The 21484-nt window shown below is 68.3% G+C and carries 23 protein-coding genes and 1 pseudogene; 10 read left to right on the top strand and 14 right to left on the bottom strand.

The window, feature by feature from the left end; all coding sequences use genetic code 11:
- Nucleotides 1-18 precede the first annotated feature (18 nt).
- Nucleotides 19-783, top strand: a complete 765-nt coding sequence (locus V5E28_RS39850; RefSeq protein WP_336214919.1) for a sensor histidine kinase — start codon at nt 19-21, stop codon at nt 781-783.
- 97 nt (nt 784-880) lie between these two features.
- Entirely contained in the window at nt 881-1615 is a 735-nt protein-coding gene (locus V5E28_RS39845; protein ID WP_336214917.1) for an alpha/beta fold hydrolase, read from the top strand.
- A gap of 256 nt (nt 1616-1871) precedes the next feature.
- Here the strand turns inward: V5E28_RS39845 and mhpA are convergent, their stop codons facing one another.
- The 5 genes from mhpA to V5E28_RS39820 are packed head-to-tail and all read right to left on the bottom strand — an operon-like array spanning nt 1872 to nt 7699.
- Nucleotides 1872-3401, bottom strand: coding sequence for a bifunctional 3-(3-hydroxy-phenyl)propionate/3-hydroxycinnamic acid hydroxylase MhpA (gene mhpA / locus V5E28_RS39840; RefSeq protein WP_336214916.1), 1530 nt, complete (start codon nt 3399-3401; stop codon nt 1872-1874).
- Nucleotides 3398-3811, bottom strand: coding sequence for a TIGR03618 family F420-dependent PPOX class oxidoreductase (locus V5E28_RS39835; RefSeq protein ID WP_336214915.1), 414 nt, complete (start codon nt 3809-3811; stop codon nt 3398-3400). The genes mhpA and V5E28_RS39835 overlap by 4 nt, the downstream gene beginning before the upstream one ends.
- Complete coding sequence (locus tag V5E28_RS39830) at nt 3808-5637, bottom strand: acyl-CoA synthetase (RefSeq protein WP_336214913.1); 1830 nt, start codon at nt 5635-5637, stop codon at nt 3808-3810. The genes V5E28_RS39835 and V5E28_RS39830 overlap by 4 nt, the downstream gene beginning before the upstream one ends.
- Nucleotides 5634-6572, bottom strand: a complete 939-nt coding sequence (locus V5E28_RS39825; RefSeq protein ID WP_336214911.1) for a fumarylacetoacetate hydrolase family protein — start codon at nt 6570-6572, stop codon at nt 5634-5636. The genes V5E28_RS39830 and V5E28_RS39825 overlap by 4 nt, the downstream gene beginning before the upstream one ends.
- On the bottom strand, nt 6569-7699 hold the full coding sequence (locus V5E28_RS39820) for a VOC family protein (RefSeq protein WP_336214910.1): 1131 nt from the start codon (nt 7697-7699) through the stop codon (nt 6569-6571). Before V5E28_RS39820 ends, V5E28_RS39825 begins: the two co-directional genes overlap by 4 nt.
- A 165-nt stretch (nt 7700-7864) precedes the next feature.
- Between V5E28_RS39820 and V5E28_RS39815 the strand changes: the two genes are divergently transcribed.
- The 3 genes and pseudogenes from V5E28_RS39815 (at nt 7865) to V5E28_RS39810 (ending at nt 8739) form a co-directional block, all read left to right on the top strand.
- The gene (locus V5E28_RS39815; RefSeq protein WP_442945937.1) at nt 7865-8143 is read left to right on the top strand and encodes a hypothetical protein; all 279 of its coding nucleotides are present in this window, start codon (nt 7865-7867) and stop codon (nt 8141-8143) included.
- A pseudogene (locus tag V5E28_RS49770) lies at nt 8071-8286 on the top strand (transposase); the annotation flags it as partial. The gene V5E28_RS39815 and the pseudogene V5E28_RS49770, both read left to right, overlap by 73 nt.
- A gap of 192 nt (nt 8287-8478) precedes the next feature.
- Nucleotides 8479-8739: a hypothetical protein gene (locus tag V5E28_RS39810; RefSeq protein ID WP_336214909.1), complete on the top strand. Its 261-nt coding sequence runs from the start codon at nt 8479-8481 to the stop codon at nt 8737-8739.
- Between the two features lie 299 nt (nt 8740-9038).
- On the opposite strand, the gene V5E28_RS39805 is transcribed toward V5E28_RS39810, so the two are convergent.
- Together V5E28_RS39805 and V5E28_RS39800 are read right to left on the bottom strand one after the other, a co-directional pair.
- A complete protein-coding gene (locus tag V5E28_RS39805) occupies nt 9039-9200 on the bottom strand; it encodes a hypothetical protein (RefSeq protein ID WP_336214908.1) in 162 nt (53 codons plus the stop codon).
- Nucleotides 9164-9616 (bottom strand): hypothetical protein, encoded by a 453-nt coding sequence (locus tag V5E28_RS39800; RefSeq protein WP_336214906.1) that lies wholly within the window; start codon nt 9614-9616, stop codon nt 9164-9166. Before V5E28_RS39800 ends, V5E28_RS39805 begins: the two co-directional genes overlap by 37 nt.
- 188 nt (nt 9617-9804) lie before the next feature.
- Here V5E28_RS39800 and V5E28_RS39795 point away from each other — a divergent pair, with 188 nt between their 5' ends.
- Together V5E28_RS39795 and V5E28_RS39790 are read left to right on the top strand one after the other, a co-directional pair.
- The gene (locus V5E28_RS39795) at nt 9805-10779 is read left to right on the top strand and encodes a helix-turn-helix domain-containing protein (RefSeq protein ID WP_336214999.1); all 975 of its coding nucleotides are present in this window, start codon (nt 9805-9807) and stop codon (nt 10777-10779) included.
- A gap of 124 nt (nt 10780-10903) precedes the next feature.
- A complete protein-coding gene (locus V5E28_RS39790; protein ID WP_336214905.1) occupies nt 10904-11494 on the top strand; it encodes a hypothetical protein in 591 nt (196 codons plus the stop codon).
- 760 nt (nt 11495-12254) lie between these two features.
- Here the strand turns inward: V5E28_RS39790 and V5E28_RS39785 are convergent.
- The 5 genes from V5E28_RS39785 to V5E28_RS39765 form a co-directional block, all read right to left on the bottom strand.
- Nucleotides 12255-12752: a hypothetical protein gene (locus V5E28_RS39785; RefSeq protein WP_336214904.1), complete on the bottom strand. Its 498-nt coding sequence runs from the start codon at nt 12750-12752 to the stop codon at nt 12255-12257.
- Between the two features lie 345 nt (nt 12753-13097).
- Entirely contained in the window at nt 13098-13265 is a 168-nt protein-coding gene (locus tag V5E28_RS39780) for a hypothetical protein (RefSeq protein WP_336214902.1), read from the bottom strand.
- Nucleotides 13266-13457: 192 nt separating this feature from the next.
- Nucleotides 13458-13601, bottom strand: a complete 144-nt coding sequence (locus V5E28_RS39775; protein WP_336214901.1) for a hypothetical protein — start codon at nt 13599-13601, stop codon at nt 13458-13460.
- A 546-nt stretch (nt 13602-14147) separates the two neighbouring features.
- The gene (locus V5E28_RS39770; protein WP_336214899.1) at nt 14148-15167 is read right to left on the bottom strand and encodes a DUF4331 family protein; all 1020 of its coding nucleotides are present in this window, start codon (nt 15165-15167) and stop codon (nt 14148-14150) included.
- A gap of 714 nt (nt 15168-15881) precedes the next feature.
- Nucleotides 15882-16742 (bottom strand): helix-turn-helix transcriptional regulator, encoded by an 861-nt coding sequence (locus V5E28_RS39765; RefSeq protein ID WP_336214898.1) that lies wholly within the window; start codon nt 16740-16742, stop codon nt 15882-15884.
- Between the two features lie 132 nt (nt 16743-16874).
- On the opposite strand from V5E28_RS39765, the gene V5E28_RS39760 reads away from it, so the two are divergent.
- The 3 genes from V5E28_RS39760 (at nt 16875) to V5E28_RS39750 (ending at nt 18897) form a co-directional block, all read left to right on the top strand.
- Complete coding sequence (locus V5E28_RS39760; RefSeq protein WP_336214896.1) at nt 16875-17780, top strand: oxidoreductase; 906 nt, start codon at nt 16875-16877, stop codon at nt 17778-17780.
- Between the two features lie 306 nt (nt 17781-18086).
- Complete coding sequence (locus V5E28_RS39755; RefSeq protein WP_336214894.1) at nt 18087-18722, top strand: helix-turn-helix domain-containing protein; 636 nt, start codon at nt 18087-18089, stop codon at nt 18720-18722.
- Nucleotides 18706-18897 (top strand): ferredoxin, encoded by a 192-nt coding sequence (locus V5E28_RS39750; RefSeq protein ID WP_336214893.1) that lies wholly within the window; start codon nt 18706-18708, stop codon nt 18895-18897. Before V5E28_RS39755 ends, V5E28_RS39750 begins: the two co-directional genes overlap by 17 nt.
- 53 nt (nt 18898-18950) lie before the next feature.
- Here V5E28_RS39750 and V5E28_RS39745 read toward each other — a convergent pair whose 3' ends face one another.
- Complete coding sequence (locus V5E28_RS39745) at nt 18951-20354, bottom strand: MFS transporter (RefSeq protein WP_336214892.1); 1404 nt, start codon at nt 20352-20354, stop codon at nt 18951-18953.
- A 292-nt stretch (nt 20355-20646) separates the two neighbouring features.
- Complete coding sequence (locus tag V5E28_RS39740) at nt 20647-21255, bottom strand: TetR/AcrR family transcriptional regulator (protein WP_336214891.1); 609 nt, start codon at nt 21253-21255, stop codon at nt 20647-20649.
- Between the last annotated feature and the right edge of the window lie 229 nt (nt 21256-21484).

Below are 21484 nucleotides of genomic sequence, written 5' to 3'. Positions count from 1 at the left end.
CAGAAACCCTGCGACAAGATGCGCGAGTTGAAGCGCGAGCTGCAGAAGAAACAGCGGTTCGCTTCCGACGCCTCACACGAACTGCGCACGGCTGTCGCGGGGCTACGCGCCGGATTGGAGGAGGCCTGCATGTATCCCGATGAGACCGACCTCGGCGACCTGCTCGCCCGGGCGCTGCGAGACGTCGACCGGCTCGGCGCGATCATCACCGACCTGCGGGTCCTCGCCGAGATCGAGGCCGGCCCACCCATGAAGCCACAGCGCGTCGACCTCGCCGAACTGGTTCGTGACGAGATCGCCCGCAGAACCGACCGCATCGCGGTCCAGCTCCGCCTGGAACACGGGGTAACCGTCCAGGCCGTCCCGATTCGGATCGGCCGGGTGCTCACCAACCTGCTGGACAACGCCCAACGGCACGGCCGGCACCTGGTCGAGGTCCAGGTCAGCCACGACGACGACCACGCCGAGCTGACGGTCACTGACGACGGAGAAGGAGTCCCGGAAGCCGAACGGGAACGGATTTTCCAGCGCTTCACCCGGCTGAAGGCCGCACGCCGCCTCGACCACACCGGCACCGGCCTGGGCCTGGCGATCGCCCACGACATCGCCCAAGCCCACCTCGGCAGCCTGCACGCCGGGGAGTCCGAGACCGGTGGCGCCAGCTTTGTCCTGCGTCTTCCCCTCGCAGGTTCGGCTGCTCCGGCCCGCCGAAGTGTCGGCCGGAGCGTGCACGAAGCGATGATCCATGAGCCCGGCTGGGCACGTCTGGGAGGGAGAACCTGATGAGACCCGAACGTCGACTACGCCGCCCCGTTCGCGTCGAACCTCTCGTCACACTGTTCACGCCAACAGCGACGACCTCACACACGAAAGGAAACCCATGCCCGCGATCCTCATCCACGGAGTGCCTGACACCCACCGCGTCTGGGAGGACGTCCGTCGGCACCTGACGCACACCGACGTGCGAGCCTGGGGCCTGCCCGGGTTCGGCGTCCCACTACCGGACGGCTTCGGCAGCACCAAGGAGGAGTACGTCGACTGGCTGGTCGGCCGCTTGGAGGAGCTGGATGAGCCGGCCGACCTGGTCGGCCACGACTGGGGGTGCATCCTCACCGCCCGGGTTGCGTCTCTGCGTCCCGACCTGGTGCGCACCTGGGCCGGAGGCAACGGTCCCATCAGCGCTCGGTACGTGTGGCATCCGTTGGCGGAGATCTGGCAGGACCCGGTGGAAGGTAACCGTTTCATGGCCGAGCTGAAGAAGGACAGCCTCGCCGACGATCTGGCCGCCGGCTTCGAGGTCCCCACCGACCTGGCCATGCAGACGGTGCGCAACATGGATGCGCTGATGAAGGACAGCATCCTCAAGCTCTACCGCTCCGCGCTGCGGATGGGCAGCGAATGGGAACCCGATCTGGCGAAGATGACCGCACCGGGCCTGGTGTTCTGGGGCTCACGCGACGCCGCCTGCCCAGTCGAGTTCGCCGACGAGCTGGCCCGGGCCATCCGCGCGGAACGGGTGATCAAACTCGACTGTAACCACTGGACGGTGCTGCAGCGGCCTGCGCAGGTCGCCACCGCCCTCGAAGAGCACTGGCGGCGTCACGACGGCAGCTGATCCCCAGCACCCCTCTTGCCGACCATTGCACCCGGTCGTCCCGGGCGCACATGCGCCGCGCTTGCCCAGAATTCTGTGCTGGGCGACGGGTTGACGAGGGCATCCACCTCACCTGGCAGCCTCGCCGCTGTGGCGATCCTCGACGCGGCGAGGGGGCGTACCACCACACGAACGGCAGCCGTACTCTCACCCCGTTGACCATCTGCGCGACCACCCGGCCGGGCGTGGTGGCCCCGGCGACAACACCGTCAGCCTGTCAGCCGGCCGCCGAGGCCCGGGGCAGGCTCGCGCCGAGCGCCAGCGGATCACGTCCGGTGCGCAGCACTGTGCCGTCGGGGCGGACAATGACCGCGTGTGCGCGGCCTTTCCTCAGCCATCCGTGGAGTTCGCTGCCCGGCCGGGAAGTGATGAGAACTGCTCCGCGCTGCTCGATTTCGGCTCGTTGCGTGGTGGACGGCTCGGTTGACGTGACGATCGCGAACCGGCCCGCGGCCACGTCGTCGAAACGCCGGCCGTCGTCGAGGATCGCGTTCGGGCACAGCCTGCCCGCGAGGGTACGGCGCAGGCGTGGCCGCACCACCAGGTCTGACCGGTGCAGCGCAGGTGTCTGGCTGTCCGAAGCCAGTTGCTTGAGGCCGGGCACGAGGTGCAGCCGCGGAACCACGACCTGGCGGATGACGTTGCCCAGCTCGCCGCCCGCCGTCATCGCGGTGCCGAGCAGTCTCGCCAGCCTGATCAGGGTGCGGGCATGTGGCTTTCGTTCGATCTGATAGGTGTCGAGCACGGTCTCGGGCAGCGTCCCGCCGAGCACACCGGCGAGTTTCCAGGGGAGGTTCATCGCATCGCGGAGCCCGGCTCCCATCCCCTGGCCGACGAACGGCGGGGTGAGATGGGCCGCGTCGCCCAAAAGGAACACCCGGCCCTCGCGCCACCGGTCGGCGACCTGCGCGCGAGAGACGTAGCCCGCCGCGCGGACGATTTCCAGCTTCTCGATAGGAATCCCTCTGGTCCACGGCGAGATCAACGGATACAAGCGGGCCATCTCGCAGTAGTCGTCAGCGGTTTCGCCGGGCGCCAACCGGAATTCCCAGCGGTGCCGGGTCTCTCCGAGGCGCATGTAGGTCGAGGGGCGGACCGGGTCGCAGACCTGGTGTGCACCGTTCCATTGGCCGAGATCGGCCCCGGTCTCCACATCGACGACGACCCAGTGCTGCGTGAACTTCAGGTCCCGCATGACGGCGCCGATCGAGGCCCTGGTCACGCCGTTGGCGCCGTCGCAGCCCAGCACGTACGCCGCACGAAGAGATTCCCGGCTGCCCGTCGCACGATCGATGAAGTCGACCCGGACCTCGCTGCGGTTCTGGGCCAGCGCGGTGACCTCGACGCCACCGCGCAGGGTGACGGCCTCGTACTGTTTCAAATTCCGGCGGAGGATCGCCTCCAGCTCCGGCTGGTCGAACATCACCCCCTGGGGGTAGCCGTGCCTGCCGAGGCCGTCGCGTCGGAACTCCGCCAGTAGCCGCAAAGCCGCATCGACGAGTCGCAGGCCGCGGTGCGGCCAGGCGACCGCGGCGAACTCGTCCCGGACGCCGAGGCGCACCAGGATCCGGTAGACCTCGTCGTCGAGGGCGACTGCGCGGGGCCCCGGATAAACGGACTCCCATCGCTCGAGCACCAGGCATTCGACGCCGTACTGGCCGAGCAGGGTCGCGGCGGTCAGTCCGGTGGGGCCCGCGCCGATGATGACGACCGCCGGAGCGGTAGGCGACTCACGGAGTTCGCTCATGACGTGCGCTGGAGGTAGCTGGCGCCGTAGACGCGCTCGACGATGATCTCGAGGATCACGCGGTTCATCGCGGCCAGCTCCGCATCGGTCATCGGCTCGACGCTCTGGCCGCCGATGCGGGACACGACACGTGCGGTGTCCGGCCCGATGCCGGCGGTCCGGAGGGTGGCGGTGCCTTCCAGCGTCACTGACGGGTACGGCGCAGCCGCCCCGATGACGCACAGGGAGGCGTGCCCGGTGCGCTGCACGTCCCTGGCCTTGGCGCGGCCGGGTTCGGTGGAGATGAGCAGACGGTCGCCGTCCAGGGCGAAGTAGACGACCGACTGTCGCACCCCGCCGTCCGGCCGGGTGGTAGCCAGCACGCCCGCAGGATGCCGGGCGAGGAAGTCGCGGACAACAGGGTCGATCATGAGGTCACCAGCCGGTAGTGGATGGGGTAACGGTCGAGCGCGGCGGCCAGCTCCGCATCCGGGCCGATCAGGACGACCGGCCGCCCGTCTTCCAGCACGACCTCGGCCGTGCCGCGGGAGTCGAGGTCGGCGATGACGCGGCGCACGGAGTCGGCGATCAGCTCGGGTTTGTAGAGCTTGCCGACCGTCGTGGTGGGCAGCGATGCGACGATGTGCACGGCCTTGGGGGCGGCGGCCGGCTCGATGGCGTGCGCCCCGGCCCAGGCCAGCAGATCGGGCTCGGTGACGGGACCGGCAACGGTCACGTAGGCGACCGGGACCTCGCCGGAGTGCGCGTCGGGACGGCCGACCGCCGCGGCGCCGGTCACGTCGGGGTGGGCCAGCAGGGACTCTTCGATCCAGCGCGGGTCGATGTTGTGACCGCCGCGCATGATGAGGTCTTTGGCACGCCCGGTCAGATAGACGTAGCCGTCGGCGTCCACGTGGCCGAGGTCACCGGTGACCAGCCAGCCGTCGAAGATCATACCGGTGGGATCAGGGCCGTCCGGGCCGAGGTAGCCCGGGAAGACCGCCGGCCCTTTGATGGCCAGCACCCCGGCATGGCCGGGTGGGCAGTCGCTGCTCGGCCGCCCGTCGGCATCCACCGTGACGGCCTTGATCTGCTGGTACGGCAAGCGCAACCCCACCGAACCCGGACACGGCGCGAGGGCGGGAGTGCTGGCGCTGGCGCAGGTCGCCTCGGTGAGGCCATACCCCTCCAGCATCGGCACGTTGGCCGCCTCCTCGAACGCGGCGCGTACCCGCCTGGGCAGCGGCGCGGCACCGACGACTCCGGCCCGGAGGCTGGAGATGTCCACCTCCTCAGGGATCGGGGGCAGGTTCACGTATACGGTCGGCACAGCGGAGAAGGCGGTGACGCGGTAGCGCTCGACGATGCGCCAGAAGTCGGCCATGAGCGTCTTGTCGCGGTAGCCGAGCGGGCCGAGGCTGGCCACGCTCGCGCCGTGCATGAACGGCGCCAGCCCGGTGACGTGCAGGGCGTTGACGTGGAACAGCGGCAGCCCGGCCAGGGTCACGACGTCGTCGCCCGCGTACGCTCCCGAGCAGCCGAGCGCCCAGGCCATGTAGACCTCCATGGAGTGCGTGTGCGGAGCGATCTTCGGCGTGCCGGTTGTGCCGCCGGTGTGGAAGTAGGCGGCCAGATCCTGCGGCCCGGGCCGATGGTGAGCGATCAGCAGGTCGCCTGGCTGCTCGGCCGTGAGCCGTTCGAAGTCGCCGACGCCACGAGGGACGTAACCCGCGTCGATGGCGGCGTTGTCGCCCGCCACCACCAGCGCGCGCAGGTGCGGCAGTCCCCTGGCCACGCGTAGCGCCTTCTCCCACAGTTCCCGGTTCATGCCCGATCCCGCCACGACGAGGATCTCGGCCCGGGTGAGGGTGAAGATGTCGATGATGTGATGGTCGGCCAGCATCGGGTTGACCGGGTTGGCGATGCCGACGGCCTGGGCACCCAGCAGTGCGGCGTAGGTGTGACCGCTGGTCGGCAGCAGCATCCCTACCGTCCCGCCCGGCGCCAGCCCCAGGCTGGTGTAGAGGTTGGCAGCCTGGTGCACGCGGGCCAGCAGGTCGCCGTAGCTCCAGGTCACCTCCGGTCCCTCGCCCAGCAGGTGCAAGGCGGGCGCCCGCGGTGTGGCGGTGGCCGTACGGTGCAGCAGCTCGTAGGTGGAGGCCGGCAGGTCGCGCTCGGCCAGCGGCACCGCCTCCACCAGAGGGAGGTCTTGCGGCACCAGGATCAGGGGGCGCTCGCCCTGAGTGTGGTGCGTCATCGCGCGTACCTCACCACCGTGCGCTGGGTCCCCAGGTCGATCCCGAGGTCATCGGTAGCCACGGCGGCCTCGATGACATCGCCGTCCTGAAGGTACTTGGGGTTGCCGGCCTGACGGTCGAAGAAGAGTTTCCACTTGAGCGTGGGCGGCAGCAGCGAGGCCAGGACCCCGATCGGCCTGGGCGGCGCGCTGAGCGCGGTGCCGGCGGGGGTGCCGGTCAACAGCAGGTCACCGGCGTCGAGGCGCTGGAAGCGGGTCAGCGCCTGCAATGCGTGGACGGGCTGGTAGATCATGTCGGCCACCGTCATGTTCTGCCGGAGTTCGCCGTTGACCGACAGGTGCAGCCTCAGGTCGGCGAACCGCTTGAGCTCGCCGGGTTCCAGAAGCACCAGGGTGGGGCCGACCGGGGTGAAGGTGGGGTAGGACTTGGATTCGTAGAACTGGGTCTTGAGCAGCTGCAGGTCGCGGGCGGAGATGTCGTTCGTGACGACCAGGCCCGCGACGTAGTCGGTGAGGTTGTCGGCAGTGACCGTGGCGCCGACGGGCATCTGCCGGCCGATGACGAGCCCGATCTCCACCTCGTAATCCAGCAGCCGCACGTGGGCGGGCCGGATGACCTCGTCGTAGGGTCCGCTGATCGAGCCGGAGGACTTGCGGAAGAAGGTCAGCGGGACGGTGGCGGGGTTCATGCCCACGTCCTTGACATGCGAGGCGAAGTTCGTCATTTGAGCGACAACCCGGCAGGGCGCCGTGACCGGTGACAGCAGGGTGAGGCTGTCGAGGGCCACCGTGTCGGCGTTGGTGCCGGCCGCGGCGATTGCCTGCCGGTCGGCCAGCAGCTGTCCGGTGGTGGCGGCCTGGGTGTCCACCTTGGCGGCGCCGGCGGGCGTGGCAACCCACCAGGCGTCGGCGGTGCGGAGGATGGAGGTGCTCATGAGCTGGCTACTTTCAGCAGGCCGCGCAGGCGGTGCAAGTCGAATTCGTTGTCCTCGCGCAGCGCGCGGACGATCCCGCGCAGCTCGCGCAGCGGCTCCCGGCCGGGAGCCAGGCCGAGGAAGTCCTTGGTCGCCGGAGGCCCCCATTGGGCCAGCCCGGAGGCGGTCATGGGCGCCCAGCCGGGTTCGAGCGTGCAGTCGAACATGTCGCCGTCACTGAAGTGCTCGACCAGGAAGCCCTCAGGGTCGCGCCAGTAGTCGAAGATCTGGCTGCCCTGGATGTGCCGGCCGATGCCCCAGGAACGCCGGTAGCCCAGTTCGAGCAGGTGCTGGCCGCCCGCGGCCAGCGAGTCGAGATCGGCGACTTGATAGGCGGAGTGCACGTAGCGGTTGACCGGGCCGAGGGTCATCGCGAGCGTGTGATGGTCGGTGGGCGTCATGCCGCGGTCGCAGCGGATGAAGCTCATCACCGGCCCGCGTTCGCGCTGCCCCGGGTAGTAGAGGAAGTCGCTGACGATCAGGCCCAGGTGTTGCAGATACCAGTCCAGCGTCTCGATGTACCGGGTGGTCTGCAGGACAACGTGCCCGAGCCGTTGCACCTTGGCCGGGGCGCGCGGCGGCCGCTGGGTGCCGTTCGTCCGCGCTGCGGCATGCCCGAAGTTGAACGTCAGGGGCACCTGGGCGGGCAACGCGGCCAGATCGTGCGTGCCCGACACCACCCGCACCCTGTTACCGCTCGGGTCGGGCAGGTCGACGGCGAGCCCGCCCAAGCTCTCCGGCAGCGGCGCGGCCTTCCGCCCGGTGGCCTGCGCGAGCCGGAGCACGTCGCTGGGGTCGGCCGCCTGGAAAGCCGGACCGATGAATTTCGACAGGGTCCCCTTGCGGATGAGCACGCACGGGGACCCGGCGTCGGTGCCGCGCAGGTGGAGTTCATCCGCGGTGTGCAGCGCCGTGGTGAATCCGAAGGCGTGCGCGAACGATTCCGCGCGCTGCAGATCCGGCTTGCGGAACTCCAGCCAGGCCAGATCGTGCACCTTGATGATCGGGTTGGGCGCCCTGCCCAGGTGCTCGCCCTTCAAGGAACCCTGCTCACTGTGCAGGCCGGCGTGCGGGTCATGGTGATCCATTGGGCAACCTCCTTCCACAAGCTGACACTATCGTCATTTATGAGTATATCGTCAACATCTCCTGATGAATTCGTCACTACTGCCGTGGAGGGCTAAGAGGTCCTAACAGAATGATCTCTGTTGTGCTTTGATCTCTCGCTGGAGCGATGACGAGAGGGGTATCAGGTGGCGCGGGCGAAGCCGTGGGAGGTCAATGACGATCTCTGGGTGGTGATCGAGCCGTTGCTGCCCCGGCGTCAGCGGTGGTTCCGGCATCCGGGACGTGAGCGGCTCGATGATCGGCTGGCGTTGCAGGGCATCTTGTTCGTGCTGCACAACCGGGATCGCCTGGGAGCACCTGCCACAGGAGCTGGGCTTCGGCTCTGGGATGCGGCCGTCCACGCCAACGGCCGGATGTTGTCCTGGCCGATCGAGGCCATGACCACGACGAGTACCGTCGGCTGATCCGTGAGCTGCAGATCCGCCCCCTGATCGCCCGCCGCGGCACCGAACACGGCTCCGGCCTGGGCAAACAGCGCTACGTCGTCGAGCAGACCTTCGCCCTGCTGCACGCCTTCCGCCGCCTGCGCATCCAGGGAGATCCGCGTCTACATCCGCTTCCGCCCGCTGTCGGCCGGGGTGGCCGTACCGGTGTTCGCGTTCCTGTTGGCAGGGGTTCCACTGGGCGGCCTGACCGCCGCGTTCGGCGACCCGATCGTGGTAGATCTGCGGGAGCGGTAGCGGGCGGGTGAGATCGATGAGTATGTACGACGGCGCCACCAATTTGCGATCTTGCGGAGATGTGGGACGCCCTGTCGACCCAGATCGTCGATGGGACTCGGATCGCCAAGGCGGGTGCGACGTCTGAGGGCGCCATCGTCGGTGGCGCGAAGATCGCGTTCCACTCCATGGCCGAATCCGATGGAGATCCCGTACGCCTTATGACGCGCGGGATCTCCCTCTCCTGCCGAGAGCTAAAGAGGTACGTCGAAGCGGTGCGGGGCGGCCGGCTCCCGCGCCTCGGCGCGCACGACCCGGCCCGAGATACGGACCACGAGTGACGCCTTCGCCGCCATGCAGATTCACGAAAGGCGAAACCACTTGAGAAGACCCAAGAGGCAGTGAGGTTAGCTTTGCATCATCGACATCTTGACTGCGCGGCACGGCTACAGGATGCCAACACATTCAGGTGCGCGAGGGCCGGACGTTGTTCGTCATGTTCGGACTGCCGCAGATTTTACCGGGGAGATCTTGGATCACGAGCCCGTTAATGCGGTGTCATCGGGTATGCGCCTCGGCACCAGGACAGCCGTTCCGGTCGGGTGGTCGAGCGGACCCGTACCACAGCCGTAGATCGTGATCAGATGGCACCGAGCGTGGCGATGAGTTCGATAATTTGGTACGTCGTCGGGAAGTCCGGCGCCGCGTAGCGCAGGGTACAGCCGTCTTCGAGTTCCATTCCCGGCACCAGGAGCGCGCGTTCGGTCATCCGTGGGCGATGTACCTGGACTTCCAGCTGCACAGAGCCATCGAAGCGCAGCGGACGGAGATTCCCTCCATGTCCACCGAGACGAGCACCTTCATCTCGATCGCGCCTTCCCAGGTCGATTCGCAAAGGGCATACTCTGGCACTCCATAGCCCGAATCGAAGGCACCGCCATTGTCGTCGCGGTAAGGGGTGCCAAGGTCATCCTCAGTGGACAGCGTCCAATACCAGAAGAACGGTCCTTTGGTTTCCATCTCGTGTTGCCGCAGTCCGGGAACGAACTCGTAGTGCAGCACGCCGCCGGCGTCCGATATCTCCAGTCCGCGGGCAACCACGTGGTGGCCTTCCAGCAGTTCTCCAAGATCGATGTCGAAGACGATGTCGAGACGCCTCGACCCGCTCATCTTGGCGAAGTAGGCGTCGGTAGCCGTACGCGGCGGAATCCTGATCACGACCCCAGCATCGGACATGATCGAGAAGCCGGCCAATCGATATTCGCTCCTGTGACGACTCGGCGGAACGATCGGCTCTGTACTCCGGCAGAGGTACAGGCACCCGCGCCGAGCGGACGACGACGACGCGGAGCCGATTGCCGAGGATAGGCCGTGACGGCTGTTGACGCCGAGGAGGCGTTGTGGAGATGGTCAGCACTGCCGAGGTCCCGGCGAAGGAGCGATTCGTCGCCTGGCGAGAGGTGAGCGCGAAGCGGTGGGTGCCGCTCGATGCCCGCTGTGAACCGCATCTGGAGAGCGCCTTCAGGGCGCAGGCCAGTTTCAGCGAGCTCGGCCCCGTGCAGGTGGTCTTGCTGACCGCGACGCCACTGTCGATTCACCGCACGCCCAGGCTGATCCGCCAATGCGACCCCGAGACGTTCTTGGTGACCTGCACCGTACGCGGTCGCGTGTGGGGAGAGCAGGACGGCCGGCACGCGGATCTTCACATTGGTGATCTGTCCCTCCGCGACAGCTCGCATCCCTACCTGACCCGGCTGGCGCCGAGCGAGCGAGCGGCTCAGATGGTGTGCCTGCAGTTTCCGCGGTCGTTACTGCCATTCCCACAGCGGGACCTGCGGGATCTGATCGCGCTCCGCATCCCGGGCGATCAGGGCATCGGCGCGCTGTCCTCGCAGTTCCTGCTGCAACTGGCCCGGCACCTGCACGAGTTGAGCCCGGCCGACCTTGCCCGGCTGTCCACATTGACGCTGGACGTGCTGACCGCGGCGCTGGCCGGCGCGCTGGACACCCAGAGCGCGGTGCCGCCCGACATCCGGCGGCGCGCACTGATGGCCGAAATCCACGCCTTCATCCTGCGGAACCTGGGTGATGCGCACCTGACCCCGGACGCCATCGCCGCGGCGCACCACATCTCGCTGCGCTACCTGCACAAGCTGTTCCAGCAGGAAGGGCACACGGTCGCCGGCTGGATTCGCCGGCGCCGCCTGCGGCAGTGTCGGCGTGACCTGGCCGATCTCCGGCTGGCCGCCCACTCGATCACCGCGATCGCGGCCCGGTGGGGCTTCACCAGCCCAGCGCACTTCAGCCAGGCATTCCGCAGCGCCTACGGCCTGTCCCCGCGCCAGTTCCGTCAGCAGTGCGCGACAGTGCGCGCTGACTAAAAGCCTGTGCGCTCTCCCGAAAGACGGGGCCCGGCCACGACTTGCATCCTCTGTGGTGAGAGGGAAGGCCGACCGAAGCGACACGGAACGCTCGTCGGCACGCAAACGCAGAAGGGGAACTGACATGCGCACTTACCGGAAACTGTCGACGATCGCGGCCGCGGCCACGGTGGCCGGGGGTCTCGCCTTAACCGGAACCTCGGCCGCTTCGACGGGTACCGGCGGTTCAACCGCCCGGCCGAGCGGCGCGAGTGCGGGCGGCACCGTCCTCGGCGTCACGACAGGAGTCTCTGATGCGGCCCCGGTCGCCTACAACTACAAGACCCAGTATCTGACGCAGAACCCGGTCGATTCGATGGGCACCTCATGCGTGGACCGCCCGATCCAACTGGCCGCCGGCAACTACAACTGGGCGCAGTTCCTCGGCGGCGCCGTGGACATCGTGCGGCCGAACTTCTACCTGGGGGCGGGCCGGTACACCTGGACCGATTGTCTCGACCCCAAGGACGGCTACTACGTCCAGACCACTTGGTTGAATCCCGACAACCCCAACTGGCCGACGGCGTCCGCCTCCGGCCCGTGGACGCTCTACTCCTCGGGCAACTTCACCTGGGGCTCATACCTCGACCCGCTCTTCTCCTCGTCAAGCGCGGAGGAGAAGGCGCCGGACCACCCATCGGCCTCGTCTCCGCAGGCCGAGCGGCGCGGCGGGTAACAGCATGGCGGCTCGAACCGCGACGGGCAAGCGGGCGAACACTCGCCAGAACCCGGGTCCGCCGAACGCCGGCTCCGCGCTGATGATCAACTCCTGGAACCTGCTCGGTTCCTGACTCCGGACAGGTCATCCGGCTGGCCGGCTAATCGTCACGAAGCGCGGCAACGCGTCCCTCCGCACCTCGCAAAGACGGCGAAGGATCGCGCGGGTGGCCACGAGCCTGGCTCGTCGAGTACGCGGCTGGCGTGCGAACAGGGGCTTGGCCGCCATCATGGACAGCCCGTGGGCAGCGGATCTCGGCCAAGGCTTGCCCGGCTGGCTGGGCGTCGCCGCCCTGAGCCGGGACAGCGCAGACAGGGGGACGGACGAGCAGCTGCGCCGACTCGGGATCTGTGAACCGGAAAGAAGAGGCTCGAGACGCAGGTCTCGAGCCTCTGCGGCCGCTGCCGGCCAGCTGACTGGGCGTGAAGTGGATGTGACCGATCAGGGCACGGTGCGGCCCGGCCAGGCTGCGGTTGCTACCCGAGCGCCTTCTGCCACAGCGTTCACGGCTGAGGGCGCGAACGCTGTGGCGCCGCGCTGGGCATAGGCGGCCCCAGCCCTTCACAAGGACGAACGTCCTCGCTGGGGTAGCGTGCGGGCCGTTGCGGGGGCTGGCCCGGATGCCGCTCCCCCTGCTGACTTCGCCGGTTCGAACACGTCAGACAGCTAGAGACATCGGCAGCGGTACGCTGCGCCCCGTCTCGTGACGCGACCGGGTCTACCCGAGGTCCACCGGTGCCGGCGCTGGAACAACCCTGGTGAATGTCCAACCGCTCACCTCAGCGATGCGGATCCGCCACCAGCACCCTTCCCCGAACGCGAGATCCTCGCCCGCGACCACGCACCCGTCCTTGATGTGGATGTAGCGCGGCGGATCGAACGCCACCTCCGTTTCCGTCTCATCGTTGTCCCTGGTGGCGGCCCACTCTTCCGCCATCTTGTCGAAGAACACATCGATGCCCCGATGATCGGTTCCAGCGGCCTCGCGGATCCGAGCTGCCGTCTCCTGGGCGTACTCCTGTCCTGAGGCGAGCATGCCGGAGATGATCGTGCCGTTCACAGCAAGGCTGATGCTGTGGTCGGAGAAGCCTCTGTTGGCCATGTCCACGAGAAGTTCGAGGAGGCCGTCTGGTTCGCTCATGGCGGGCACGGTACCCCACGGCTGCGCGCGGATACGCCGACCGCGAGAATTTCTGATCTTGAGGAGGGTGGCCACCAGGGGTGTCGCGATGAATGATTGCTGGTGGTACGAGATGTGACACGTCTTGCCGGCTCCCTCGGCCCGCCTGGTCTCGGCCTCGTCGAGCTGAACCCTCCGGCCTTCCTCGAGGTCTGTCTGGCCTCCGTCATCTGGAACCCGGGTCAACGCACACCCGTGCACACACGAGACCCCGCTACCTCAATCCGACGGCATCCACCGCCAACACCCCACTGACACCAGCCGGCGAAACACGATGGGAGCCAGGCCAGCTGCCCATCTGCTGCACCACCGACGACGCCGAGCCGTCGAGCCGCCCCGAGGTATCGGGGCGGGCGCCCTGCTGCGGGAGTTCAGGTCAGGTCAGCTGGCGGGAAGGAAGCACTGTGCCAGGGCGACCAGCTTGGTGTCGGCGAAATTATGGGAGATTCCGGTGACGATCCAGCCCTCGGCGCCCGGGAGCGAGTCGAGAACCCCTCCCTGCTGTTCGGTGCCGTCGGACTTGGACAGGTACACGCCGCCCGAGAGCATGGTGTATCCCGATGTGCACGGAGCGTGGACGCTCCCCTCCCTGATGGGGTTGTTGGGGAGCGGGATGTTGGCCTGGGCGACGTGCGCACCGGGCAGCGGTGCGCACTGTGTGGTGATGACGAGCGTTTCACATGGCAGTGGGGCTGGAATCGCGCGTGGGCGACACCACAGCTCCTGCTGTGGTGACCACGGCTACCTGCCGCTGATGCCTGCCATGGTGGTCATCGGCGTCGGCGCGGCGCTGCTCACGCCCAGCGTGGTGGCGCTGGGCCATGGGCGCCGCCCCGCCCGGCGCACGCTGACTTCGGGTGATCTGGTCGGTGTGTCTCGCGGCATGTCGCACGCTCCCTCTCACCGGCGAGTCTGCGGCCGGTGGACAGGTGCGGACATCGGTGACGGGTACCGAGATCGGCCGCGGCGGCTACTGATGGCCACGACGCCCCTCACCGCCGGGCCCGGACGTCTCGGGGAGTCAGAGAGATTTGGCACGGAATCCGGCGTTGATGGGATTCCCCTCTGGTCAGCAGGGCGGCGGCCTCGCCGCGGCCGCCGACGCATTCCTCTCGACCGCCCGGGAGGCCAATCCCAACACCCACCGCGCCTACGCCTCGGCCGGACCCGGCCGCCGGCTGAGATCGTCGAAGAGGAGAGCATCGCCCACCCGACGGTACGTCGCGCACCCGTGGCCCGCTGTTCCTGTCCGAACGGCGTCCCGTCCCCGCCCTCCCGTGCCGGCCCGCACACTCCGTCACTCCCGGATTCATGCCAGAGCCACTGACTGGACACACCCGAGGCGACCCACGGCCGAACCGGATCGGGGAACGGCTCCGACGGCTGAGCCGGTTCGGCCGTCGGAGCCCCGGGTGCGTCCCCCGGGATCTGTCAGGAGGTGGCTGCCGGGTGCGGGTCGCCGAGGTACGGGAACCGGTCCAGGGTGTCGGTGTGCGGCGTCAGACCGGTGGGCGGCGCCTCGTTCTTGGTGAGGAACGCGACGCGGATGTCGATGACGTCTTCGGTGAATGTCCGGCCATTAGGGTACGCGGCTGGCTTGGACGGGTCGAAGTGCAGCACGTCCGGCAGGAGGTCGTGCTCGTCCAGCGCGGTGATCGCCTCCTCACGGGAGTAGCCGCCAGTGTGGCCCAACAGGTGGACGAACTGGTCCGTCCACTTGGTCCGGTCGTTGACCGGCTCGCTGGCGTTGTACTCCTCCTTCGTGTCGTCGGTGTTGAAGAAGCTGCTCATTGACGGGTGTCCGGCCCGGTCCGCGTGGACGAGTTCGCCGTCGCGCAGGACGCTGCACCGGCCCCAGATGTGCAGCTCGGGCTTGGGCGCCAGCTCCGCGGTCGGCAGTTCGATGGCCATGGAGAAGACGTTGGCCGTGGTGTTGGAGTCGACGCCGGTCCACGGGGACTTCCCGCCCAGATGCGGTGCGGTGAAATTCCGGTTGCCGCTGGTGTCGAACAGACTCTTGATTCCGTCGAAGTCGAAGAAGAAGGCGTCACTGCGGCTACCGGCGGCTATCTTGTAGTCGCCGCTGCTGACCACGTTGGCCTGGGGGCCGAAAGAGACGGCGGCGTCCGACACGATCTTGGTGCCGACCGCCTCGGGGCTGCGGGACTCCATACCGGTTGCCATGAAGACGCTGTAGGTCTGGGAGCCGTCGGATGCCGGCGGGCTGAAGACCCAGCTGAAGGCGACGTCGGTCAGGTAATCGCCGTCGTTGTCGATGTTCAGGCGGTATACGGCGTCGGGGTGCAGGGCATCTGCGTTGGGATTGGCGTTGAGAATGAGAACAGTCCTGCTCGGATCGCCGGGTGCCCCGAAGGCGTATAGGTCGCACAGATCGAGGCGCTGGTCGCCGAGTGGTGGCCCAAGGCTGAGGCCGGTGAAGTGGTTGGACATGTCAGGCCCTTCCATTGCTCGCTCGCCGAAAACCGCTGGAACGCTCGAACGGTCGTCCTGCGGCTCAGTCGTCCAGCGGAATGGTGTATGAGTTGATCTCTACGTGATCCTGTTTCTGCAGGTTAAGCGGTGAGTGTCGGCGGGATGGGGTTCTGTTGTGGTGTGTCGCCGGAGATCACTCGTGGCCGGATCTTGGCCCAGGCCCCTGTAGCTGCTGGCGGCCTGAGAATCGACTGGCACCTCCACGGTCTCACCATCTGGATCTCTGACGCATGATCAAGTTGGGTGACGCCAGACAGCTGTCTGGACGCAGCGAAGATGACAGTGGAACCTGCTCCCGACCTGGGCACTGTCATTTCGGCGAACGTCGAAATACCGGTGCTCGCGTCATCGAAGTTGGCAGTACCCGGTCGAAGATCAAGTGCCATCGGGTGGAGGTATCGGCGCACAGGCTCTGGTGTAGACCCGCGTACACGTTGACGTGAAGAAATCCGATTGTCGGATCTGCCGCTGGACGCCTTTCCGTGGAGGTCATCAAAGCTGGCAAACGTCGTGCGCGCCGCGCTACGGTCGGTTACCGACCGGCGGGCAGCCGACAAGCGGATCGCGGCAGGAGCGCTCACCTGATCGAGCGCGGGCGCCCATGGCGGTGACGTGCTCGGTCGTCACCGCTTCGGGGCAGTGGGCACTCACCAGCGGAGCGGACACTCTGGTTCAGCGGTGCGCTGAGCGGGTCGCGTGCATCGACGCCAGGAGCTGCAGCCGGTCCGCGTCGGCGCTGCCCAGCTCGGCGGTGAAGACCAGCATGACCGGGCCGGGGCTGCCCGGCAGGGGGTAGGTGTCCCAGTCCAGGACGATGTCGCCGACCTCGGGAACCCGGAAGGTCTTGGTGCCGCTGACCGACTCGCGTACGTCGTGCTGGGCCCACAGCCGCCGGAACTCGGCGCTGCGGATGCTCAGCTCGCCCACGATCGCGGTGGCACGGGGGTGAGTGGGATCGGTGGCGACGGCGGCGCGCATCATACCGATGTAGTCCAAGGCCTGCCGCTCCCAGTCCGGGCAGGTCCGCTCGCCAGTCATCGTGTCGTCGAACATCAGCAGGAGCATGTTGAGCCGGTCGGGCGGGTAGGCGTCCGGGGCACCGAGCAGCGCCTCCGCCATCAGATTCCAGTCGAGCAGGTCGAGATGCCGGCCGAGGACGACCGCCGGGGTGTCCATCACCCGCAGCAGACGCCGTGTGCTGTCCGGCACCCGTTCCGGATCGCGCTTCATTCGGGCGGGCATCGGCCGCCGGGCGGCGTGGGCCAGCGTGAACAGGTGCCGGCGTTCCTCTTCGCCGAGGCAGAGCGCGCCGGCTAGCGCGTCCAGGACGTCGTCGGACGGGCGTACCTCCCTGCCCTGCTCCATCCGCTGGTAATAGTCGGTGCTCAGCCCGGCCAGCAGGGCCAGCTCCTCGCGCCGTAGCCCGGTGACCTTGCGCCGGCCGCCCGGCTCCAGGCCGACGTCGCGCGGACGCAGCCGGCTGCGCCGGGCGCGCAGGAAATCACCGAGCTCACGAGCGTACGGATGGGTCATGCCGCAAAGTGTGCCGCCTCGCTGAGCATCCAAGGTAGGTCCCGCAGACCTAGGCAACCGAGAACGACCGAGCCGGCCCGGATCACTCCTAACGTCGACGATCCAGCGCACCGACACCTCCAGGAGCAGCAGATGACCGGATGGACCGCCGACCGCATCCCCGACCAGCGCGGCCGGGTCGCCGTCGTGACCGGCGCGAACTCAGGCCTCGGCCTGGTCACCGCCACCGAGCTGGCCCGCCACGGCGCCCATGTGGTGCTGGCCGTCCGCAACACCGCTGCCGGCGAGGAGGCCGCACGCCGGATCGGCGGCGACGTCGAGGTGCGCGAGCTGGACCTGGCCTCTCTCGATTCGGTACGCGCGTTCGCCGCGAAGCTGGCCGCCGACCACCCGGCGATCGACCTGCTGGTCAACAACGCCGGCGTGGTGCTCCTCGGCCCGCGTCGCACCTCCACCGACGGCTTCGAGCTGCAGCTCGGCACCAACATGCTGGGCCATTTCGCACTGACCGGCCTGCTGCTCGGCAAACTGGCCGAGGCGCGGGAAGCCCGGGTGGTCAGTCTCAGCTCGATCACCCACAAGAACGCGCACCTCGACTTCGACGACCTGATGTTCGAGCGTGACTACCGGGCCGTTCCCGCCTACGGCCGGTCCAAGCTCGCCACCACGATCTTCGGCGTTGAGCTGGACCGCCGCCTGCGCGCCGCCGGATCGCCGATCGTCAGTGCGCTGGCCCACCCCGGTCTCACCCGCACCAACCTGACTCCGCGTGCCTGGGAGCACCGTGGCCGGCTCGGGCAGTTGATCGCGCGGTTCGGCCTGCTGGCCACCCAGTCGGTGGAGCAGGGCGCGCTGCCGCAGTTGCGCGCCGCGACCGAGCCCGGCGTGCGGGGCGGCCAGTTCTTCGGGCCGTCCCGGCTCCGGGAGACGTGGGGCCCGGTCACCGAGGCCCGGCTCAGCCGGGAGGCGGCCGATCCGGCCGTCGGCAAGCGGCTCTGGGCGGTGGCCGAAGAACTGACCGGCATCAACTACCTCTGAACCCGGCGGTCATCGGCCGGTCGGCGGGTCAATAAGGCGTCGTTGCTCCGGTCGTCTCGCTGATCTAGCCTGCCGATGTATCCACAGGTGGCGATTCATGCTCCGTACATGCTGGCGTACTCGGCTCTGCGCTCCGCGAACGACTCGCCAGGCGCAGGAACGGTCACCAGTGCGAACCGCCGATGGCCTGCTGCCAAGTCCACTGACAGCTCGTCTGCCGTACTGACATCTGCAAGCGCCCCGGACAACAGCGATGCGCCGCCGACGCGACTTGACGAACAAAATGAACAGTCATTTAATTAACTCATGGGGCGCATCGCCGGCGTCACCCCCGCCGAGACTCGTGAACGGTTGCTGCGAGCAGCCGCGGAGGTGTTCGCCGAGCGCGGATACGACGGCACGCGGGTGGCCGACATCGCCGCGGCCGCCGGGGTCAGCAACGGGGCGCTGTACGCGCACTTCGGCTCGAAGGCGGAGCTGCTGGTGGCCGCGCTGAGCGCGTACGGCAGGCGGCGCATGGCCGACCTGTTCGCCGCCGATCCCGATCTGTCGGTCCCCGACCTGCTCCTCACGATCGGCCGCTGGCTGCCGCACCGCAACGCCACCCGCAGCCACCTCATCGTGGAGGCCCTCGTCGCGGCCCGCCGTGACGAGGGCGTGGCCAGGCCTATGCGCGGCTACGTCGGCGAGCGCGCCGACTGGTTGGCCGAGCTCGCGCGCGTTGCCCAGGACGGCGGCGAGCTGAACCCGGCGCTGTCGCCTGAAGCGTTGGCCCACTTCTGCCTCCTGCTGTCGATGGGCAGCGCGCTGATCACGCCGGACCTGCACGCTGTTGACGACGAGGAGTGGGGTGCGTTGCTCGCCCGTGTCGTGGGAGCTCTCGCCTCACCTGCGATATCACCGTACGTAGAGCGGAGTACAAGCGATGAAAGTACGGATTGATCCCGAGCGCTGCCAAGGGCATGGCCGCTGCTACGACCTGGCCCCTGAGTTGTTCAGCGAAGACGACGAGGGCTACGGACTCGTCAGGGGTGATGGCATGGTGCCGCCGGACAAGCAGCACACGGCCCGCCTCGCGGTGTCCAACTGCCCCGAACGTGCGATCGAGATTCTCTAGCTGATTCGGGGAGGTCTTCACGCGCTCGTACGGTCGGCGGACTTCTCGCCGGATCAGCCTCGCGTGAAGATCCTTTCTGTCCCTGCGCGTCTTCTGCCCAGGCAGGTGAGTACGTTCAGGGCGGCGACGGCCGTCATGCAGCCAAGCGCCCACCGGTAGCCGTCGACCAGATCCGCGACGGAGCCGGGGGCGACCTGCGACAGCGTCCCGGCGAAGACGGAGTCGTGCAGGACGGCGGGCACCGGGACGGTGATCACCGACAGGACCATGGCGGTGCCCACCACCCCGCCGGTGTTCTGGAGCATCAGGCGCATGGCGTTGACGATGCCCAGCCGGTTGGAGGAGATCCCGTCGAGCAGCACGGTGGTGTTGGAGGGCAGGAACAGGCCCGAGCCGAGACCGATGAGCACCAGGAACGCCGCCAGGGGAGCGTAGGCGACGGTCGCGGAGATCGTGCAGAGCAGCCCGGCCAGTCCGGCGGTGGTCAACGACGCCCCCACCACCGTCACGGTCCGTGGACTCAGGCGCCGCTGCAGAAACCCCGACAGCACCGAAGCGGCCAGCGCCGCGACCGACAGCGGCAGCAGCTTCAGCGCCGCCGAGACCGGCTCCTCGCCGCGCACTGCCTGGTAGAACAGCGACACCAGGAACAGCACCGAGATGCGGGCCACCGAGTTCAGGAACGACGCCGCCGTGCCGAGGGCGAACGAAGCGTCGCGGAACATCCGGATGTCGACCACCGGATGGCGTGCCGTGCCTTCGCAGAAGATGAACAGAGGCAGGGCCAGCACGAAGGCGATCAGGCCGCCGACGACCAGCGGATGGTCCCAGCCGAGCCGGGTCACCTCCGACAGCGCCAGCAGCAGCCCGCCCAGACCGGCCAGGACGAGCACGTTGCCGGGCAGGTCGAGGCCGCGCTCGGCGCCGGCGACCCGTCCCCTGGGCAGGACCAGGACCCCCCACGCCAGGCAGAGTAAGCCGATCGGCACGTTGAACCAGAACACCCACTGCCAGCCGAGATGCTCGGCGAAGAAGCCGCCGACCGTGGGGCCGAAGAGCTGGGCGATGGAGAACGAAGCGGTGTAGATGCCCATGCCCTCGCCGAGCCTGGCTCGGGGGAAGGCGTCGGTGACCAGTGCCGCGCTGTTGGTGAGCAGCATGGCGGTCCCAGCGGCCTGGAAGACCCGCAGCGCCACGATGAGCCACGCGTCCGGTGCGAAACCGGCCAGCAGGCTGGCGACGGTGTAGGTGGCCAGGCCGGCGAGGTACATCGTGCGGCGGCCGAACATGTCGGCGAGCCGGCCGAACACCACCATGAGCACGGTCGTGGTGAGCTGGAAGGCGATGAGGATCCAGCTCGCGGCGGCGGCGCCGGCGTTGGTCTGCCGTACGAGCTGGGGGAGTGCGACATTGAGCGCGTTGCCGCCGAGCGCGGTGAGCACGCTGGCCAGGCTCACCACCGAGAGAATCAGCCAGGCGCGGCGGAGACGTTCTCTCTCGTCACCTTCCGCGTGGCGTGCGTCCGCGGCGGAGGTCATCGTTCGACCGGCATGCTCGCGCTCCCGTCTTCCCGATGTCTCGACTCACCGATACTAGATCGAAATACTAGAATTTCACTCGAAATGCGGCGCGGTCAAGTGAGGCGCCGAGAGGTGAGAAGCGGCGCTCCTGGCGACGGTCGCGATGGCCCCGTGGGGCGACATCGCGGAAAGGGGTCCCGCCAAGCCCCCGAGGGCATGCGCGTGCTGGTCACTGGTCCTGCGGGTCCGCGGGTCGCGCGGCGGGAAAGACGCAGGACAGGGCGCGGCGCAGGATGGTGGCGAAGGAGTCGGTGTTGCCGGGTTCGAGCCAGTGCCGCCCCGCCACGCGGACGGCGCCGGCGACCGCGGCGGCCGTGACGGCGCAGAACAGGTCGCGTCCGGGGCCGGTGCGCGTCGCGATCGCCTCGGCGAGCGGGCCTTCCGCCATGGTGAACGCCTTCAGCGCCTCGCCCTCCAGCTCGGGCGTCGACATGATCATGCGCAGGCCGGCCTTGTCGGGCTCGGGGTTGGTGTAAAGCTCGATCACGGCCGCGACGACAGCCTCGTCCAGCGGCTCGCCGGCGGGCCGGGAGCGCAGCGCCTCTCCCACGCGCTTGGACTGGTCGGCCTGGAAGGAGCAGATCGCCTCCTCCCTGCTGGAGAAGTAGTTGTTGTAGGTGCGCGGGGAGACTCCCGCGGCCGTGGCGATGTCATGGACGCGCACCAGGGCAAGCCCGTGGGGGCCCTGCTCGATGGCCAGGCGCAGCGCGGCGTGGCTGATCGCCTCCCGGGTGGTCTGCTTGTTGCGCGCCCGGAGATCCATGGCGTCGTCGTTCATGAGGAGACTTTATCCGATGTTGCGCGGTACGCACTAGGTGCGCGGCACGCAAGTTGTGGGTAGAGTGCGACGAGACGCCTGGCACTCACCCCTGGAGAGTGCCAACCAGCTGGCGTGCGCCGGGGCGGCGAGGTCCGCCGGCAGGCTGGCCGCCCGCCGGCGGACCGTCCGTCGCGGGCGCCGTCCCGGACAGCCCCCATCGAGAGCAGGAGCAGGAATGGCTTCGAAA

The organism is Nonomuraea sp. LPB2021202275-12-8 (genome assembly GCF_037044575.1).
GTDB lineage: Bacteria > Actinomycetota > Actinomycetes > Streptosporangiales > Streptosporangiaceae > Nonomuraea.
The sequence above is the reverse complement of the archived record's forward strand: the minus strand, read 5'-3'. Positions and strand labels throughout refer to the sequence as shown.

What these genes read in the sequence shown, in the direction of transcription:
- V5E28_RS39750 (WP_336214893.1), top strand. Translation starts at nt 18,706, where the DNA reads ATGAAAGTACGGATTGATCCCGAGCGCTGCCAAGGGCATGGCCGCTGC.
- V5E28_RS39845 (WP_336214917.1), top strand. Translation starts at nt 881, where the DNA reads ATGCCCGCGATCCTCATCCACGGAGTGCCTGACACCCACCGCGTCTGG.
- mhpA (WP_336214916.1), bottom strand. Translation starts at nt 3,401, where the DNA reads ATGAGCGAACTCCGTGAGTCGCCTACCGCTCCGGCGGTCGTCATCATC.
- V5E28_RS39810 (WP_336214909.1), top strand. Translation starts at nt 8,479, where the DNA reads ATGTGGGACGCCCTGTCGACCCAGATCGTCGATGGGACTCGGATCGCC.
- V5E28_RS39770 (WP_336214899.1), bottom strand. Translation starts at nt 15,167, where the DNA reads ATGTCCAACCACTTCACCGGCCTCAGCCTTGGGCCACCACTCGGCGAC.
- V5E28_RS39830 (WP_336214913.1), bottom strand. Translation starts at nt 5,637, where the DNA reads ATGACGCACCACACTCAGGGCGAGCGCCCCCTGATCCTGGTGCCGCAA.
- V5E28_RS39780 (WP_336214902.1), bottom strand. Translation starts at nt 13,265, where the DNA reads ATGCTCTCGGGCGGCGTGTACCTGTCCAAGTCCGACGGCACCGAACAG.
- V5E28_RS39820 (WP_336214910.1), bottom strand. Translation starts at nt 7,699, where the DNA reads ATGGATCACCATGACCCGCACGCCGGCCTGCACAGTGAGCAGGGTTCC.
- V5E28_RS39835 (WP_336214915.1), bottom strand. Translation starts at nt 3,811, where the DNA reads ATGATCGACCCTGTTGTCCGCGACTTCCTCGCCCGGCATCCTGCGGGC.
- V5E28_RS39790 (WP_336214905.1), top strand. Translation starts at nt 10,904, where the DNA reads ATGCGCACTTACCGGAAACTGTCGACGATCGCGGCCGCGGCCACGGTG.
- V5E28_RS39740 (WP_336214891.1), bottom strand. Translation starts at nt 21,255, where the DNA reads ATGAACGACGACGCCATGGATCTCCGGGCGCGCAACAAGCAGACCACC.
- V5E28_RS39775 (WP_336214901.1), bottom strand. Translation starts at nt 13,601, where the DNA reads ATGCCGCGAGACACACCGACCAGATCACCCGAAGTCAGCGTGCGCCGG.
- V5E28_RS39795 (WP_336214999.1), top strand. Translation starts at nt 9,805, where the DNA reads ATGGTCAGCACTGCCGAGGTCCCGGCGAAGGAGCGATTCGTCGCCTGG.
- V5E28_RS39755 (WP_336214894.1), top strand. Translation starts at nt 18,087, where the DNA reads ATGGGGCGCATCGCCGGCGTCACCCCCGCCGAGACTCGTGAACGGTTG.
- V5E28_RS39850 (WP_336214919.1), top strand. Translation starts at nt 19, where the DNA reads ATGCGCGAGTTGAAGCGCGAGCTGCAGAAGAAACAGCGGTTCGCTTCC.
- V5E28_RS39765 (WP_336214898.1), bottom strand. Translation starts at nt 16,742, where the DNA reads ATGACCCATCCGTACGCTCGTGAGCTCGGTGATTTCCTGCGCGCCCGG.
- V5E28_RS39760 (WP_336214896.1), top strand. Translation starts at nt 16,875, where the DNA reads ATGACCGGATGGACCGCCGACCGCATCCCCGACCAGCGCGGCCGGGTC.
- V5E28_RS39825 (WP_336214911.1), bottom strand. Translation starts at nt 6,572, where the DNA reads ATGAGCACCTCCATCCTCCGCACCGCCGACGCCTGGTGGGTTGCCACG.